At 31.1% G+C, this 15910-nt stretch carries 17 protein-coding genes; 14 read left to right on the top strand and 3 right to left on the bottom strand.

Annotated features, from left to right (window positions below; all coding sequences use genetic code 11):
* The first annotated feature begins 73 nt into the window (after positions 1 to 73).
* The 8 genes from LCI24_RS11520 (at position 74) to LCI24_RS11555 (ending at position 6333) form a co-directional block, all read left to right on the top strand.
* Entirely contained in the window at positions 74 to 652 is a 579-nt protein-coding gene (locus LCI24_RS11520) for an Lcl C-terminal domain-containing protein (RefSeq protein ID WP_274640504.1), read from the top strand.
* 9 nt (positions 653 to 661) lie between these two features.
* Entirely contained in the window at positions 662 to 1216 is a 555-nt protein-coding gene (locus tag LCI24_RS11525; protein WP_274640505.1) for a GNAT family N-acetyltransferase, read from the top strand.
* A gap of 55 nt (positions 1217 to 1271) precedes the next feature.
* Positions 1272 to 1655 (top strand): hypothetical protein, encoded by a 384-nt coding sequence (locus LCI24_RS11530; RefSeq protein ID WP_274640506.1) that lies wholly within the window; start codon positions 1272 to 1274, stop codon positions 1653 to 1655.
* 115 nt (positions 1656 to 1770) lie between these two features.
* Entirely contained in the window at positions 1771 to 2787 is a 1017-nt protein-coding gene (locus tag LCI24_RS11535) for a TQO small subunit DoxA domain-containing protein (protein ID WP_274640507.1), read from the top strand.
* A 189-nt stretch (positions 2788 to 2976) separates the two neighbouring features.
* Positions 2977 to 3420, top strand: a complete 444-nt coding sequence (locus tag LCI24_RS11540; RefSeq protein WP_274640508.1) for a DUF6892 domain-containing protein — start codon at positions 2977 to 2979, stop codon at positions 3418 to 3420.
* A 42-nt stretch (positions 3421 to 3462) separates the two neighbouring features.
* Positions 3463 to 4506 carry a DUF4303 domain-containing protein gene (locus tag LCI24_RS11545; RefSeq protein ID WP_274640509.1) on the top strand — a complete coding sequence of 348 codons (1044 nt, stop codon included), beginning with the start codon at positions 3463 to 3465 and terminating at the stop codon, positions 4504 to 4506.
* 37 nt (positions 4507 to 4543) lie between these two features.
* Positions 4544 to 5806, top strand: a complete 1263-nt coding sequence (locus LCI24_RS11550) for a hypothetical protein (RefSeq protein WP_274640510.1) — start codon at positions 4544 to 4546, stop codon at positions 5804 to 5806.
* A 14-nt stretch (positions 5807 to 5820) separates the two neighbouring features.
* Complete coding sequence (locus LCI24_RS11555; protein WP_274640511.1) at positions 5821 to 6333, top strand: M23 family metallopeptidase; 513 nt, start codon at positions 5821 to 5823, stop codon at positions 6331 to 6333.
* Positions 6334 to 6336: 3 nt separating this feature from the next.
* Here the strand turns inward: LCI24_RS11555 and LCI24_RS11560 are convergent, their stop codons facing one another.
* From LCI24_RS11560 to LCI24_RS11570, 3 genes are all read right to left on the bottom strand, one after another.
* Positions 6337 to 6561 carry a hypothetical protein gene (locus LCI24_RS11560; protein WP_099216474.1) on the bottom strand — a complete coding sequence of 75 codons (225 nt, stop codon included), beginning with the start codon at positions 6559 to 6561 and terminating at the stop codon, positions 6337 to 6339.
* On the bottom strand, positions 6548 to 7936 hold the full coding sequence (locus LCI24_RS11565; RefSeq protein WP_274640512.1) for an MATE family efflux transporter: 1389 nt from the start codon (positions 7934 to 7936) through the stop codon (positions 6548 to 6550). Before LCI24_RS11565 ends, LCI24_RS11560 begins: the two co-directional genes overlap by 14 nt.
* 126 nt (positions 7937 to 8062) lie before the next feature.
* Positions 8063 to 8626 carry a fasciclin domain-containing protein gene (locus LCI24_RS11570; protein ID WP_274640513.1) on the bottom strand — a complete coding sequence of 188 codons (564 nt, stop codon included), beginning with the start codon at positions 8624 to 8626 and terminating at the stop codon, positions 8063 to 8065.
* A gap of 157 nt (positions 8627 to 8783) precedes the next feature.
* On the opposite strand from LCI24_RS11570, the gene tpx reads away from it, so the two are divergent.
* From tpx to ribB, 6 genes are all read left to right on the top strand, one after another.
* The gene (gene tpx / locus LCI24_RS11575; RefSeq protein WP_274640514.1) at positions 8784 to 9281 is read left to right on the top strand and encodes a thiol peroxidase; all 498 of its coding nucleotides are present in this window, start codon (positions 8784 to 8786) and stop codon (positions 9279 to 9281) included.
* A 6-nt stretch (positions 9282 to 9287) separates the two neighbouring features.
* The gene (locus tag LCI24_RS11580; RefSeq protein WP_124590778.1) at positions 9288 to 9668 is read left to right on the top strand and encodes a diacylglycerol kinase family protein; all 381 of its coding nucleotides are present in this window, start codon (positions 9288 to 9290) and stop codon (positions 9666 to 9668) included.
* A gap of 27 nt (positions 9669 to 9695) precedes the next feature.
* On the top strand, positions 9696 to 12164 hold the full coding sequence (locus tag LCI24_RS11585; RefSeq protein ID WP_274640515.1) for a DNA translocase FtsK: 2469 nt from the start codon (positions 9696 to 9698) through the stop codon (positions 12162 to 12164).
* Positions 12165 to 12203: 39 nt separating this feature from the next.
* Complete coding sequence (gene lolA1 / locus LCI24_RS11590) at positions 12204 to 12857, top strand: outer membrane lipoprotein periplasmic chaperone LolA1 (RefSeq protein WP_124590776.1); 654 nt, start codon at positions 12204 to 12206, stop codon at positions 12855 to 12857.
* A gap of 93 nt (positions 12858 to 12950) precedes the next feature.
* Entirely contained in the window at positions 12951 to 14423 is a 1473-nt protein-coding gene (locus tag LCI24_RS11595; protein ID WP_274640516.1) for an LptF/LptG family permease, read from the top strand.
* The gene (ribB, locus tag LCI24_RS11600; protein WP_274640517.1) at positions 14401 to 15543 is read left to right on the top strand and encodes a 3,4-dihydroxy-2-butanone-4-phosphate synthase; all 1143 of its coding nucleotides are present in this window, start codon (positions 14401 to 14403) and stop codon (positions 15541 to 15543) included. Before LCI24_RS11595 ends, ribB begins: the two co-directional genes overlap by 23 nt.
* The last annotated feature ends 367 nt before the right edge of the window (positions 15544 to 15910 follow it).

A 15910-nucleotide genomic window follows, 5' to 3' on the forward strand; every position in this document is an offset into this window, starting at 1 on the left:
CATTATTTCAAATAAAAAGTAAAAAATTAATTCTAGAGAGCATAAATTTGCATAAAATTGAAGTTTTAAGAAAATGAGAATACTTACCATAGTTGTTTTACTACTTAGCTTTTCATCGTGTAAAAAGACTCAGAAAGAAAATAACACCCCTAAAAAGAAGCCTGAAGTAAAAATAGAAATAGTTATACCTAACAACAACCAAAAAACTATTAACGCTACTTTAATTGTGTTAGACTCTACCACAAACTTAATTTGGATGAAGAAAGATTTTAGTGCCATTGAAAAAAGGTTTTTAAATAAATGGAACGAAGTATTTGAATGGCAAGAAAAAATGAATTCTCATAACTATGCAGGGTTTAACGATTGGAGAGTTCCAACTATAAAAGAATATCGATCTATTAATAAGAACAAAAAGGATAGAGTTAATTATAAACAATTATTTACAGAGATTGACTCTACTTTTTTTTGGGGAAAAGGAGCTTATGCTTTCTGGAGCTCAACAACACCTAATAAAAACACTGCCAGCTACATAAGTTTTAAAGAAGGGTTTGCTGTATCTGGAAACAGAGAAAAAATTATAACTTACACTAAAGAACATAAAGGAAAATCGTTTGGTATGAGTGTTAGATTAGTTAGAAATAAAATCAATTAAATATTTACAATGATTGTTAGAAAAGCTACTACCAAAGACACCAAAGAAATTGCTTCTTATATGTTATTAGCAATGGAAGACATTGTTTATAAATTTATAGGAGAAAGTTCTACAGAGAAAGCACTTCATTTTTTAGAATCGTTAATTATTCAAAAAAACAATCAGTACTCTTACGAAAACTGTTGGGTTATAGATAGTAACAATAAAACTATTGCCGCAACTAACATCTATAATGGCGCAGATTTAAAAGAACTTAGAAAACCAGTAGCTTCATTGCTAAAAAAGATGTTTAACCAAGAACTAACATATGAAGACGAAACCCAGTCTGGAGAATATTATATTGATTGTATTGGTGTAAACCCTAACTACCAAGGCAAAGGCATTGGCTCTAAAGTATTGCAATTCTTAATCAATGAATATGTCCATAAAAAGAACGGAACATTAGGCCTTTTAGTAGATAAAGAAAACCCTAATGCTAGAAAATTATATTTAAAACTTGGTTTTAAAGTTGTTGGTGAAAAAGTATTAGCAGGTAAAGAAATGGAACATTTGCAAATACAATAACTTTATTAAGAAAACTATAACAAACTACACTCGGTTTATTTTATAAGTTTACAGTATGAGAAAACTTTACAAAGCTTTTAATATATCTACCTTATTCTCTGCAATAGGGTTAGTTATTTTATTACTGTTTTCTCCTTGTAAAGTTAGAAACTTTATACAAGCAGGACTTAATATTCCTCAAACAGAGGTATCTAACAAAAGTCAAACAACACACAATCAAATAAACTGCTATGATAGTGAAATTACTGATGCTTCATTAATACAAATAGTATCTTATAGTAAAATTTCACCAGCTTTTCTGAATAAAGCTTTTAACTTCTCTCTTCGCCTTATTGAGAGCCTCCCTAGAAAAACAATAAGCAATTATCAAAAAAAAGGACATGTAACATCTTTAATTCCTCTTTATATTTTATTTAAAAATTTTAAAGTCCACCTTTAGCTCTCTCTTCTTAATAGTTACAGATAAAAAATAATAATCTACATAACACTTACTTATGTAGCTATCGCTTGTACTATAAAACTACAAATAGTATAAGTCTTAATACAAAAATATAATGATTAACAACAATATAAAAAACGATTCAGGGCTTTTGGCTCTGGCAATACGGTTAGTTATTGGTTGGACCTACTTCTCTGCTTTTTGGAGAAGAACAGTTTTAGCCGATAAACTCGACCCTGAAGTAGCAGGATACATTGGAGAGAAGTTTAACCATTTCCTCCCTAATGCATTAGGTATTAAACCTCTAATTCAATATTTAGTAGAAAACCCAGACATCCTATGGTTAAATATGGTAATATTTACCATTATTGAAGGAATTGTAGGATTATTCATCATTTTTGGTTTATTTACCAGAATAATGAGTATTGGTGTATTCGGTCTTGCTATGGGAATTCTTTTGGGTTCTGGTTGGATAGGAACAACATGCCTTGACGAATGGCAAATTGGTGTGCTTGGAATAGCTACAGGATATGTACTCTTTTTAACAGGAAGCGGTAAATACTCACTAGATAACTACTTTATAAAAAACAACTTATACTTCACTAAAAAGAAATGGTTTGCATGGTTAGGATCAGGTATTTTGCCGATTAAAAACCATTTTTTTCCAAGATTTGTTTTAATAGGTTCCTTAGCAATTTTAGGAATAACTTTATTTACCAATCAAGTATTTCATGGTGGAGTTTGGGGAACGCTTCATAATAAATCGGTTAAACCTAAATTAGAAATAACAGAAGGAAAAATTAATAACGATACACTTTCTTTTGATGTTTTTAGAACAGAAGGTGTTGATGTATATGGTTCATGGGTTATTGCAATAGAGTTATTAGATCAGAATAACAATAGTATTGTTCAGTATTCGCAAAAAGAATTAGCTTCTTTAGCTAATCAAAATATATTAAATTATTACGTTGCTAAAATAAAACCTGGTAAACATAGTTTAATTGTTCCTTTGGGAGCTAAAGCAAAAATGACTTTTAAAACCCCTAACTTCTCAAACCTTTCTAACGGAACATATACCGTAAAAATAACAGATATTAGTGGTGCGTTTTGGACACATCAAATAACTAAATAAACCTAAAACGCAATAGTGAAAACAATCACTATTGCGTTTCTTTTACAACTCCAACTTCTCTCCAACCAACCTTATACTTTTTTTAACAAATTTTGTATCGATTGCGTTTGTTTTTATAAATAATTTCACAAAAAAAAGCTATTGAGTGTTTTCTACGCTTAACTTCCCTTTAAATAAAAAAAACAAACTATGAGTAATCAATTAAATTTCAAAGAGTTAAACTTTAAATTAACTGTAATTAACGAGTTAATGTACATTCAAGAAGTATTACAACCTAAATTAGAGGTATATGATTTTATTGAAAAACACCGGAACTTAACTTCTTCAGAAGCTTATAATGTTATTGAAGAAGAAGGCTACGAAATAATTCCAGAGGTATTACAATACTTTAAAAACTTAGAAATTACTTCTGAAATGGTTGAAAACATTGAAGAGTTACACATGGATGGAGGTGATGAAATTTACGGTCAAATCATTCCTTTTTGGGATGGTGAAGATGATGTATTTAGTGTAAACTCTGCTGTTGATGCTAAACTACTTCCTAACTTAAAAAGTGTCTCTCTTCTTTATAGCGAGAATGAATCACTTTTAGAAGATTTTCAAGAAAAAGGAATTGAAGCTGATTGGCTTTAACATACAACTCTGCACCAAAAAACAAATTAAATATTTATCGACATGCTGATTACTGAAAAAGAATTATCTATTGCGCTTGCTAAAGCCACAGAGAAAACTTACCTCGATTTTAAAAGTCAATTTCCTGACGAAACTTTTTTTTCTTTTGCTTTATACACAACCGACCACCCTACAATGATATGTGCTTGTGCTAACTCTATACAAAGCCACCAAAAACGACTAGACCATTACAATTCGAGTTCCAACACCTCTCGTGACGAATATTTACGTTGGACTCCTTCTGAATGGGCACACATAGATAGCAGTCACCTAAAAGAAGTATATCCTATAATGAATGCTATGGAAGAGCAACTAGGTTTTTACCGATATTGTGATACTGTGATACAAGCCATGCAAAATGCCCTAAAAATATTAGACGAAAAATTCTTCTTTGGAAAAGGTGATGAAAGAGACAACATTACGCTATTTATCACTATTATTGATTCTAAAAAAACAGAAAGTGTTGAAGAAAGATCTTCTAAATATCTGAACCCTAAAAAAGTCCATAATCAATTCTTAAACAGGTATGAAATTTCAATTTATGAAGAGGAAAACAAAGAGGTAATAAAAGAAGTAATAAAAAACAGTATAGCTAACCTTTCTATCACAAACCAAATACTTTATTGGTTAAATGAATATGATAAGATAGCTAATTCTAAAAAATCAGTAATTACTGATAAAGGATTCGATGAATATTTACTATTAGATTTTCTTACAAGTTTTGGTAAAAATGCAACTCTTCCTATTCTAAACTATATAGATACAGTTTTAGAAAAAGAAGAAACACCTTTTGATACCTTTAGGTTTCATTTACTCAAGATAGTCAAAAACTCAAAAGATAATGATAAAACAGTACATAATACACTTGTTAAACTTTTAGCAAAATCTTGTGCTATTGCCTCTTCTAAGAAAAGCTGGCAAACCACTCCCTTTCATATAGCTAATTGTCTTTTTAATCTTTTTGATAATTACCCAGAACCAAACATGCTTGATAATAACGCCTTAGAATCTTATGAAGAGTTTTTGAACATCAACATTCAAAGTTAACAAACAAAGTAATCCGAAATTATTACATATAGAGAATATGATAGAAAACATTAAAACAAACGACAAAAAAATACAACAAGAGTGGTATAACATTGGCGAAACATACGCTACTGAGGTTAACAAAATGGTTGCTTTTGGTGAAGAACATGGTTGGGAGAACTGGAAAGGTAAAGAGCCAGAAGACAATCGCGACCATTTAGCTGATACTGTAGTACAAAAATTAAAAGAAGCCAATAAAACTGGACGTATTGAAGAGTTCAGAAAGCAATATCCGCCCGCTCATACTCCGTTAATAAAATATTTTAAAGAGAAAGGACAAAGCATTGAACAACTATGTTTTATTGAGGATGAAAAAATTGTTTTCATTGTTGGTACTTCCTATCAGAAGAGACAAGCATATATTCTAGACAACAAAACACTAATCAAATTAGACGATACTATTGAAGCCATTGGAAGGTCTCATCAAAATAACATTTTTGCTGTTAAAACACCTGGTATATTAATTACTCGTAAAGAATGGGATGGAGATATTATCGAAACATTTGAATTAGGAGACATAAATAAGTTAGGTATTTCAAATATGACGCCTTTTAATGATGGTAAAAAAGTACTTGTCACAACTTCTGAAGGGATATATCTTGTTTCTAAAAACTCAATAAACATGATACATCCTGAACCTGATTTAGAAGATGAAGAATGGGACTCATATATAGCTATGGAAAACGCTACTTTATCAAATAACAATAAATATATTGTAGTCGGCGATCAATCTTTTGACCATCGAGTAATGGACAGCGAAGGAAATCAAATCGGAGAAATAGGTCCACAATCTTCATACCCTCATTTTTGTCTTTTTTCTAAAGACGACAAACAACTTATTACAAATTCTTGCCATTTTTATAATGGAATTACTATTGGAGTAGATACTGACAACTTAAATGGAATAGAAGTTGAATCTTATGTAGATGAAGCTGATAACTTTAAAGTTATTGATGATGAAATGAGAGTTTATGTTGGTACAACTACTAAAGATTACTATATCTTAGGAGATGCATATGGGTATATTAAAGCGTTTGACAAAAACGGGAACTGTATTTGGAGGCATTTTTTAGGATCTACCATAAGTGGTATTGCAATTTCTGACGATGAACAAACTTTATGGGTAGGTTCTTACACTGGGTTTGTTCACAAATTAAGACTAGGTAAAGGACATAGAGATACACACGCAATAGGCAATGGAGATCATTACGAAGATTTCAGATTAATTCTATGGAAAGAAGAAACAGAACTTTGGTGGTAAAACTATAAAACAACGTGTTTAAAATAAAAAAGAAACTACTTATTCTTTTAATAATTCTATTAACAGGCTTTTTAATTCCTCAAAACTTAAAAATTCCTGTTAATGGAGCTACCAAATCTGATTATAATCCAAAATCATTTTGGTATTATCCTTGGGGAAAATCAGTTACCCATAAAGGAGTTGATATTTTTGCTAAAAAAAATACTAAAATAACCTCATCAACCTATGGATTAGTTTTATTTTCTGGAAAAATAAGTATAGGCGGAAATATTGTAGTTATACTAGGTCCTAAATGGAGATTACACTACTATGCTCATTTAGAAGAGGTAAAAACAACTTCTTTAAGTTTTGTAAATAATAATTCGGAAATTGGAACAGTTGGTACTAGTGGAAATGCTGTGGGGAAAGCTCCCCACCTACACTATTCCATTTTATCTCTAATTCCGTATGTTTGGAAAGTTGATTCAGACAGACAAGGATGGAAAAAAATGTTTTATCTAAATCCTATTGATTACTTAGAAGAATAACTCTTATTCTAATCCTTCCATTTCAGCATCATAAAATAACCCTGCAGCCTCAATTAAACCTTCTAACTCATTCGCTAAATCTTGTTCGTTTTCGTTAGACAAGTCTTCAAACCACTCAATTTCATCGTCTTTTAAATTGATTAAAAAACGAGGATACTCAGTATGTAAAACAAAAATATCTTCTGGATGTTCGCTATTATCTGCTAATAAAAATTTAGGTAAGTTCATGGTGTTTTGTTTTAATAAGTTCAATAGTTAATTTGTTAAATCGTATAAACAGTAAAATTGATGCTGTAGTTAATCCTGCTAGTAAACCTAACCAAATACCAAAGCTTCCATACATTTCTTCTGAACCGAAGAAAAAACTAATAGGAAAACCTACTACCCAATACGATATAAAAGTAATTAATGTAGGTACTTTTACATCTTGTAAACCGCGTAAAGCTCCTAACATTACAACTTGTATACTATCACTAATTTGAAAAATTGCAGCCGCAATTAACAAATTTGCTGCTATAGCCATTACCTCCATGTTATCTGCATAATTTTCAGCATCGCTTAAATCAACATATAAATTTGGTAATGATTTGTGAAAAACAAAGAAAAAAGTAGCAAATATAACTGCCAGTATAGTTCCTAAGAAAAATATTGAAAATGCTATTCTTCGTAATTCTTTATAATTTTTTAATCCTTTTTGGTTTCCTACCCTAATCATAGAGGCAACACTTAATCCTGTTGCTACCATAAATGTCATAGAAGATAAATTCAACGCTATTTGGTTCGCTGCCTGCGGATTTTTTCCCAACAATCCACTTAACCAAATTGCTGCCGTAAAAATGGCTACTTCAAAAAACATTTGCATAGCACTTGGTGTACCTAAATTTATGATTTTTCTAATCATTAAAGTATCTAGCACAAAAAACTTGATATTAGTAACCAAACGTTTTGAACGTTCCTTTTTACTTAACAACCACCATAAATATACTACCATTACAAACCTTGATAGCAACGTTCCGTATGCAGCTCCCACAATACCTAATTGAGGAAAACCAAACTTACCATAAATAAGTAAGTAATTCAGTAATACATTCAACACATTAGCTATCAATGTTGCATACATAGGATAGCGTGTCATTGACATTCCATCACTAAACTGTTTAAATGCCTGAAAAATAATCATCGGAATTAATGAAAAAGCTACCAAGTCTAAGTATGGAATCGCCAACTCAACCACTTCTATAGGTTGCTTCATTAAATACATTAATGGTTTAGAAAAGAAAACTACTAAAAATAGCATAATCCCCATCATAATACACAAGAAAAGTCCGTGCTTAAAAGTTGATTTTGCTTGTGTAAAATTATTAGAAGAATCTGCTTCGGCAATTAAGGGAGTTATTGCGGTAGAAAAACCAATACCTAACGACATAGCTATAAACATAAAGCTATTACCCAATGAAACCGCTGCTAACTCTGCAGTTCCCAATTGCCCTACCATTATATTATCTATAAAACTCACAAAAGTATGCCCCAACATACCTAACATTACAGGAGCTGCAAGTTTTAAATTGTATTTAAATTCTGATGTATATTGCTTAATGTTCAATTTAGTACTCTTTTCAGCTTGCAAAAATACAACTGTTATCTAAAATAATACAGGGATATGACAAAATAAAAACCGCTTAAAAAAGCGGTTTTTATAACATCAAATAATTACAATTTACTCTAGTTTTTATGATTTTGGTAATAAAACGCTATTAATTACATGAATTACTCCATTAGATTGATTTACATCTGTAATAGTAACCTTTGCCTTACCTCCACTTGCATCAGATATATAAACATTTTTTCCTTTCATCCATGCGGTGATTTTACCTCCGCTAACAGTTTCTATAGAAACCTTACCTTTTTTATCTTTTATTAACTTCACTAATTCGTTTGCACTCCATTTACCAGCAACAACATGGTACTTCAAAATGGTCTGTAACTTCATTTTGTTTTCTGGTTTTAATAACGATTCAACTACTCCTTCAGGAAGCTTATCAAAAGCCTTATTTACAGGAGCAAAAACTGTAAAAGGTCCTTTACTAGATAAAACATCTACCAAATCTGCTGCTTTTACAGCAGCTACTAATGTTGTATGATCTTTAGAATTTACAGCATTTTGCACAATGTTTTTTGATGGATACATTTCTGCACCTCCAACCATTTTTGTGTCTTCTTGTGCCGTAATACTATAGCTGGTAAATAAAGCGACTGCTAAAACGGTTACTTTTAAAAAGTTTAAGGTTTTCATAAATAATGATTTTTAAATTAATATTTCTATTTAACCATACCTACGAAAAAGATTGTCTCTTGGTTTTGCAAAAAATTAAATTCCTCAGGAAAACTTAGAATATTCTTATAAGTTATTTAATAATTCTTATTTTTGATTTTCCTAAAACACATATAAAATGGCTTCAATAACTCTAAAAGGTAACACAATAGAAACAATAGGTAACTTACCTAAAAATGGAACTAAAGCAATTGATTTTTCGTTAGTTGCTACTGATTTATCTGTCAAGAATTTAAGTGACTTTAGTGGTTCTAAATTAATTTTAAATATTTTTCCAAGTGTCGATACAGGTACTTGTGCTACATCTGTTAGAGAATTCAATAAAAAGGCCGCCAACTTAGAAAACACTAAAGTTTTATGTATTTCTAGAGACTTACCTTTTGCTCAAGGTCGTTTTTGTGGTGCTGAAGGCATTGAAAATGTAGTAATGCTATCTGATTTTGCTGCTGGTAGATTTGGTAAAGACTATGGATTAGAAATTGTTACAGGGCCTTTAGCTGGCTTACACTCTCGTTCTATTGTTATCATTGATGAAAATGGTAATGTAACCTATACAGAACAAGTAAATGAAACTGTAGATGAACCTAACTATGAAGCTGCATTAAAAGCTCTTTAAAAATATATGAAGAACCCGAATGACGGCTTTTTAAAAGGACGCATACGTAGTATTAAATTTGCAGTAAAAGGAATGTGGTTATTAATAACTACAGAAGATAGTATAAAAGCTCAACTTACATTTGCTTTAATTGCTACTATCTTCGGATTTTACTTTAATATATCTGCAACAGAATGGATGATTCAAACTTTGGCTATTGGTATTGTTTTAGTAGCAGAAGCTTTAAACACAGCTATTGAAAAAGTAGCTGATTTTATACATCCTGATTATCATAAAAAAATAGGCTTTATTAAAGATATTGCTGCTGGTGCTCCTGCATTTGCTGCCTTTATATCACTAATTATTGCTGGGATAATTTACCTTCCTAAAATAATAGCTATATTGTAGCGTTCAATTTATTTCTAACAAAAATACATGGCAAAAAAGAAGACAACTGTTCAAAAAAAACAGCCAAAAACATCTATCATAAAAAAGATTAAGACCTTTTTTTCAAACAGACAAAACCAAACTATTTTAGGTTTTTTTCTGTTATTGTTTTCTATATTTTTAACTGTTGCTTTTATTTCTTTTTTCTTCTCTTGGCAAGAAGACCAAAGCACACTAAGTCAATTTGCAGATAAAACTATCCCTACTAAAAACTTACTAGGAAAAATAGGTGCTAAACTAAGTAATTTCCTCGTATACAAAGGTTTTGGTTTAGGAGCTTTTATTATCCCTTTAACATTGTTTTTAACTGGTGCTAGAATTTTACTACAAACCAATTTAAAAAGAATTATCACCTCATGGAATTGGGCTATTTTAATCATGCTTTGGCTTGCTACAGCTCTTGGTTTTGTTGAAAAAAAGCATGCCCTTTTATCAGGAGTAATTGGTTTTGAATTAAATGAATATCTTCAAACTTTCTTAGGTAAAACAGGTCTGGCTATTTTACTCATTTTCTTTTTAGTTGCTTATTTAATCATCCGATTTAGTATTACTCCTGAAGCAATTAGCGAAAAAGTAAAAGTTAATAAAGAGAAAAAAGCTAATGCTGTAAAAAACAATCCAAAAGTTAACAGAGACGATTCTACTATTGTAAACGATATTGATGTTAACACCAATTCTGAAGTTTCTAAAACTGAAGAAGCTAAAAAAGATAAATCAGACTTTGAATTATCGCTAGAAAATTTACAACCAACTATTTCTAACTATTCTGGTGTTGAAGAAACTACTGATAATGAAAAAAACAAAGAGATTTCTTTAGACATCACCCAAAATAATGACCCTACAACAAATATATCAGAGGACAGCAAAAAAGAAGTAGAGGTTGCTATTGAAAAAATAGCAGAAGAAAAAAGTGTTACCGAAAACTTATCTGATCAATTACTCAAAGATTTTGGTGAATTTGATCCTACCTTAGAACTAGGTAACTTTAAATTTCCTTCTTTTAACTTACTAAAAGAATACAATGAAAGTATTTCTGTTGACCCTACTGAGCTTGAAGCTAAGAAAAACCAAATTGTAGAAACTTTAAAAAACTACAAAATTGGTATTGCCCAAATAAAAGCTACTGTAGGACCAACCATTACCTTATATGAAATTGTTCCTGAAGCAGGAGTACGTATTTCTAAAATTAAAAACTTAGAAGACGATATTGCTCTATCGCTATCAGCTTTAGGAATCCGTATTATCGCTCCTATTCCCGGAAAAGGAACCATTGGTATTGAAGTACCTAATAAAAAAGCAACTATCGTATCTATGCATTCGGTAATTTCTTCAAAGAAATTCCAAGAATCACCAATGCAACTTCCTATTGCTTTAGGTAAAACTATTTCAAATGAAACCTTTGTTATCGATTTAGCCAAAATGCCTCACTTATTAATGGCTGGTGCTACTGGACAAGGTAAATCGGTAGGGTTGAATGCTATTTTAACATCACTTCTATACAAAAAACACCCTGCTGAAGTAAAATTTGTATTGGTTGACCCTAAAAAAGTAGAATTAACATTATTCAACAAAATAGAACGACATTACTTAGCAAAATTACCAGATGATTCTGATGCTATTATCACTGATACTACTAAAGTAGTTAATACATTGAACTCTTTATGTATTGAAATGGACAACCGTTACGACTTGCTTAAAAATGCTATGGTTCGTAACATTAAAGAATATAACGCTAAGTTTAAAGCTCGTAAACTAAACCCTGAAAACGGACACCGCTTTTTACCGTACATTGTATTAGTAATTGATGAGTTTGCTGATTTAATTATGACTGCTGGTAAAGAAGTAGAAACTCCTATTGCACGTTTAGCACAATTAGCTCGTGCTATTGGTATTCATTTAATTGTAGCAACGCAGCGTCCATCTGTAAATGTAATTACAGGTATTATTAAAGCAAACTTCCCTTCTAGAATTGCTTTTAGAGTAACTTCAAAAATTGACTCTAGAACTATTTTAGATGCTCCGGGAGCAGACCAGTTAATTGGTCGAGGTGATTTATTATACTCTGGAGGAAATGATATTACCCGAATTCAGTGTGCTTTTGTAGACACACCTGAAGTAGAAAAAATTACTGATTTTATTGGCTCTCAACGTGCATACCCTGAGGCTTATTTACTTCCAGAGTATGTTGGAGAAGAAGGTGGCACAAATCTTGATGTTGATATCGCAGACAGAGATAAACTGTTTAAAGAAGCAGCTGAAGTTATTGTTACTGCACAACAAGGTTCGGCATCGTTATTGCAACGTAAATTAAAGTTAGGCTACAACCGTGCTGGTAGATTGATAGATCAATTAGAAGCCGCAGGTATTGTAGGTCCTTTTGAAGGTAGTAAAGCACGACAAGTACTTGTACCTGATTTAATTGCCTTAGAGCAATTATTAGAGAGTGAAAAGAATTAATAATTATAAACTATTCCGAAACTGGAAATAAGAAAGACGATGAAAAAAATAGGATTATTATTTATTGGATTATGTATTAGCATTAGTGCTATGGGACAAACAAATTCTTCTGAAGCAAAAAAATTGCTAGACGAGGTTTCAAATAAAATGGGTACCTACAGAAATATGGTTATCGGTTTTAACTCTTCCTTAATAAATAAAGAAGCCGGTATTACCAATGACCCTCCTATTAGAGGAGAAATTACTTTATCTGGTGAAAAATACAACTTGGACTATCTTGGAAATACCTTTATTTTTGATGGAAAGAAGTTAGTTGTTATCAACCAAGATGAAAAAGAAGTTAGCATTAATAACGGTAACTTAGATGAAGAAGATGGTTTTATTTATCCTTCTAAATTACTAACTTTTTATAAAGAGGGGTATAATTATCAAATGGGAACTTTAAAAAACAGTAATGGACGTAAAGTTCAGTATATAGACCTTACTCCTATTGACAGTAACTCTGATATTGTTAAAGTTCAATTAGGTATTGATGCTAAAACAAAACACATTTACAAATTAACACAAATAGGATCTAACGGTGCTGAAACTACCTTTACTATTACTAAGTTTAAAAGTAACCAGCCTATATCTGCTCAACTTTTTTCTTTCGACAGAAATAAATACGCTAAGCAAGGATACTATATTGACTAAAAAATTATATAAAAGTTTTGTTACTGATTTACTTTAAAAATCATTAACAAAACTTTTGTGTTTATATTCCACTAACCTACTACCTTTGCATCTGTGAAAACATTAGACAGATATATATTAAAAAGCTTTATAGTTCCCTTTTTAGCAACCTTCTTTATCATTCTATTTGTACTGGTAATGCAAGCGCTATGGTTGGCTTTTGATAATTTTGCTGGTAAAGGTATTGGTATTGGTATTATTTTAAAATTCTTGTGGTATACAACACTTCTTGTAGCTCCTCAAGCCTTACCTATTGGTGTCTTACTGTCTTCTATTATGACACTTGGTAGTTTATCTGAAAATTACGAATTCGCTGCAGCAAAATCTGCTGGAGTTTCTTTACAACGAATGGTTCGCCCAATTGTTTTCTTAGCTATATTTTTAAGTGGTATTAATTTTCTATTTCTAAATTATGTTTACCCATATGCAATGCTTAAGCAATTAAATATGAAGGTTAACATTAAGAAAAAACAACCTGCCATTGCTTTAGTTGCTGGAAGTTTTAATACAGAGTTACCTAACTTCCAAATAAAGTTTAAAGAAAAATACGGAGAAGAAGATAACCTTTTAAAAGAGGTAATGATTTATGATTTGTCTTCTAAAAAAGGAAATAACAAAATTATTACTGCAAAAAGTGGTGAAATACTTTCAGAAGAAGGTAGTCGTTATATGACTTTAGTCTTGAAAGACGGTTATTACTTTGAGCATCACTTAAAAAATGGAGCTTCGTTTAAGGAGCGAGAAAAAATGCCTGCTTCTTACGCCGATTTTGAAAAGTACACCATTAATATTGATATTTCTTCTTTTAGTAATGATGATTTAGAAGAAGAAAAATATAAAACAAACTACAATATGTTAAGTTTGGCTCAGCTAAAAGATACTTTGCCAACGTTGAAACAAAATTACGATGCTTTTGTTAAAAGTAGAGCCAAAAATCTATTTTTGAGTATTGATGTGGAGGATTTACATCAGTATCCTGATTCACTAATAAACAAAGACCTTTCGTTAGATATTCTTGAAAACTTTGAGTTAAAAGAGAAACGAAGTATTCTCTCTGTAGCCACTTCTAAATTAGAACGTACTATAAACAACAATAAGTCTAACAAAGACACCTTAAAAAACAAGCGAAAGTATTTAAACCTATACGATATTGAGTTTTACAATCGTGTAGCCTTTTCACTTTCTTGCTTATTACTCTTCTTTATTGGCGCTCCTTTGGGTTCTATTATTAGAAAAGGTGGGATGGGATTACCTATGATTTTAGCAATCGCAGTTTACGTTTTATACTTTTTCTCTAATACTTTTGGAAGAAACTTAGCAGAAGAAAGCTCACTTACAGCTATTACCGGCTCTTGGCTAAGTGTATTTTTAATGCTACCTTTGGCTATAACTTTAACTGTTAGAGCTACTAAAGACAAAGGACTATTTGACATTAATGGTTTTTTTGCTCCAATACGAAACTCTGTAAAAAACTTATTCTCTAAAAAGGGAAAATCACAACATAATGACAACACAAACTCCAACTAATATTCAATTAAATACAATTGAAGAAGCTATAGAAGACATTAAAAACGGTAAAGTTATTATCGTAGTTGATGATGAAGATCGTGAAAATGAAGGTGATTTTTTAGCTGCTGCTGAAAAAATTACTCCTGAAATGATCAACTTTATGGCAACACATGGTCGTGGATTAATTTGTACCCCTCTTACTGAAACTCGCTGTAAAGAATTAGAGCTAGGAATGATGGTTAGTAACAATACCGACCCAATGGAAACTGCTTTTACCGTATCGGTAGACTTACGTGGAAATGGTGTTACTACTGGTATTTCTGCTTCGGATAGAGCTAAAACTGTGCAAGCATTAATAAACCCAGACACTAAACCTTTTGATTTAGCTAGACCAGGACATATTTTCCCTCTAAAAGCTAAAAATGGAGGTGTATTACGTAGAACTGGACATACTGAAGCTGCCATTGATTTTGCTCGTCTAGCTGGTTTAGAACCTGCTGGCGTTATCGTTGAGATTATGAATGAAGACGGTACTATGGCACGTTTACCTCAACTAATGAAAGTTGCTAAAAAGTTTGACTTAAAAATTGTTTCTATTGAAGATTTAGTAGCTTATAGAATGGAACACGATTCTTTAATTGAAAAGAAAGAAGACTTTAATATTCAAACTCGTTTTGGTGATTTCCGTTTACGAGCTTACCAACAAACTACCAATAACCAAGTGCATATTGCTTTGACTAAAGGTACATGGAGTAAAAACGAACCTATTTTAACTCGTGTAAACTCTACTTTGGTAAACAATGATATATTAGGAACCTTAACTAACAACGCTGATAAAAAGCTTGACCAAATGTTTAAGGTTATTAATGATGAAGGTAGAGGTGCTATTTTGTTTATTAATCAACAAATGCAAGCATTGAACTTATTAAATAGACTTCGTATTTTAAAAGAAAATCAAGCTAAAGGAGAAATGAAAGCTCCTAATGTAGTTATGGACAACAAAGATTTTGGTATTGGTGCACAAATTTTGCACGATTTACACATTCACAAACTACGTTTAGTTTCTAACACCAAACAAACCAAACGTGTAGGTATGATTGGTTACGGACTAGAAATTGTTGATTACGTAAATTACTAATCAAAAAATAATATAAAACAAAAATCCCGAGTTAATAAACTCGGGATTTTTGTTTTATATAACTATCGGTAATTACAGTCTTCTTTTTCAATCTTACTAATTAACTAACATTTTTCTACAACAAATAGTTTGTTTGAAAACACATCTTTTAGGCAGTGAATATTACTCTCCTTACTATGGAAGTGTCACTCCCCTTATGCAGGAAAAGACACCCCAATTAGGCTTGGTGTATCATTTCCATTATCCTTGGGGTATAACTCCAATAATAATTAAATATCTTTTATGTTTATTTTTTTTTATATTTGACGCTATAAAAGTTGCTATAAATTCCTTCCTATTTATTAAAGAATATAATAGTAATTTTTTA

This window comes from Tenacibaculum larymnensis, from assembly GCF_028829235.1.
GTDB lineage: Bacteria > Bacteroidota > Bacteroidia > Flavobacteriales > Flavobacteriaceae > Polaribacter > Polaribacter larymnensis.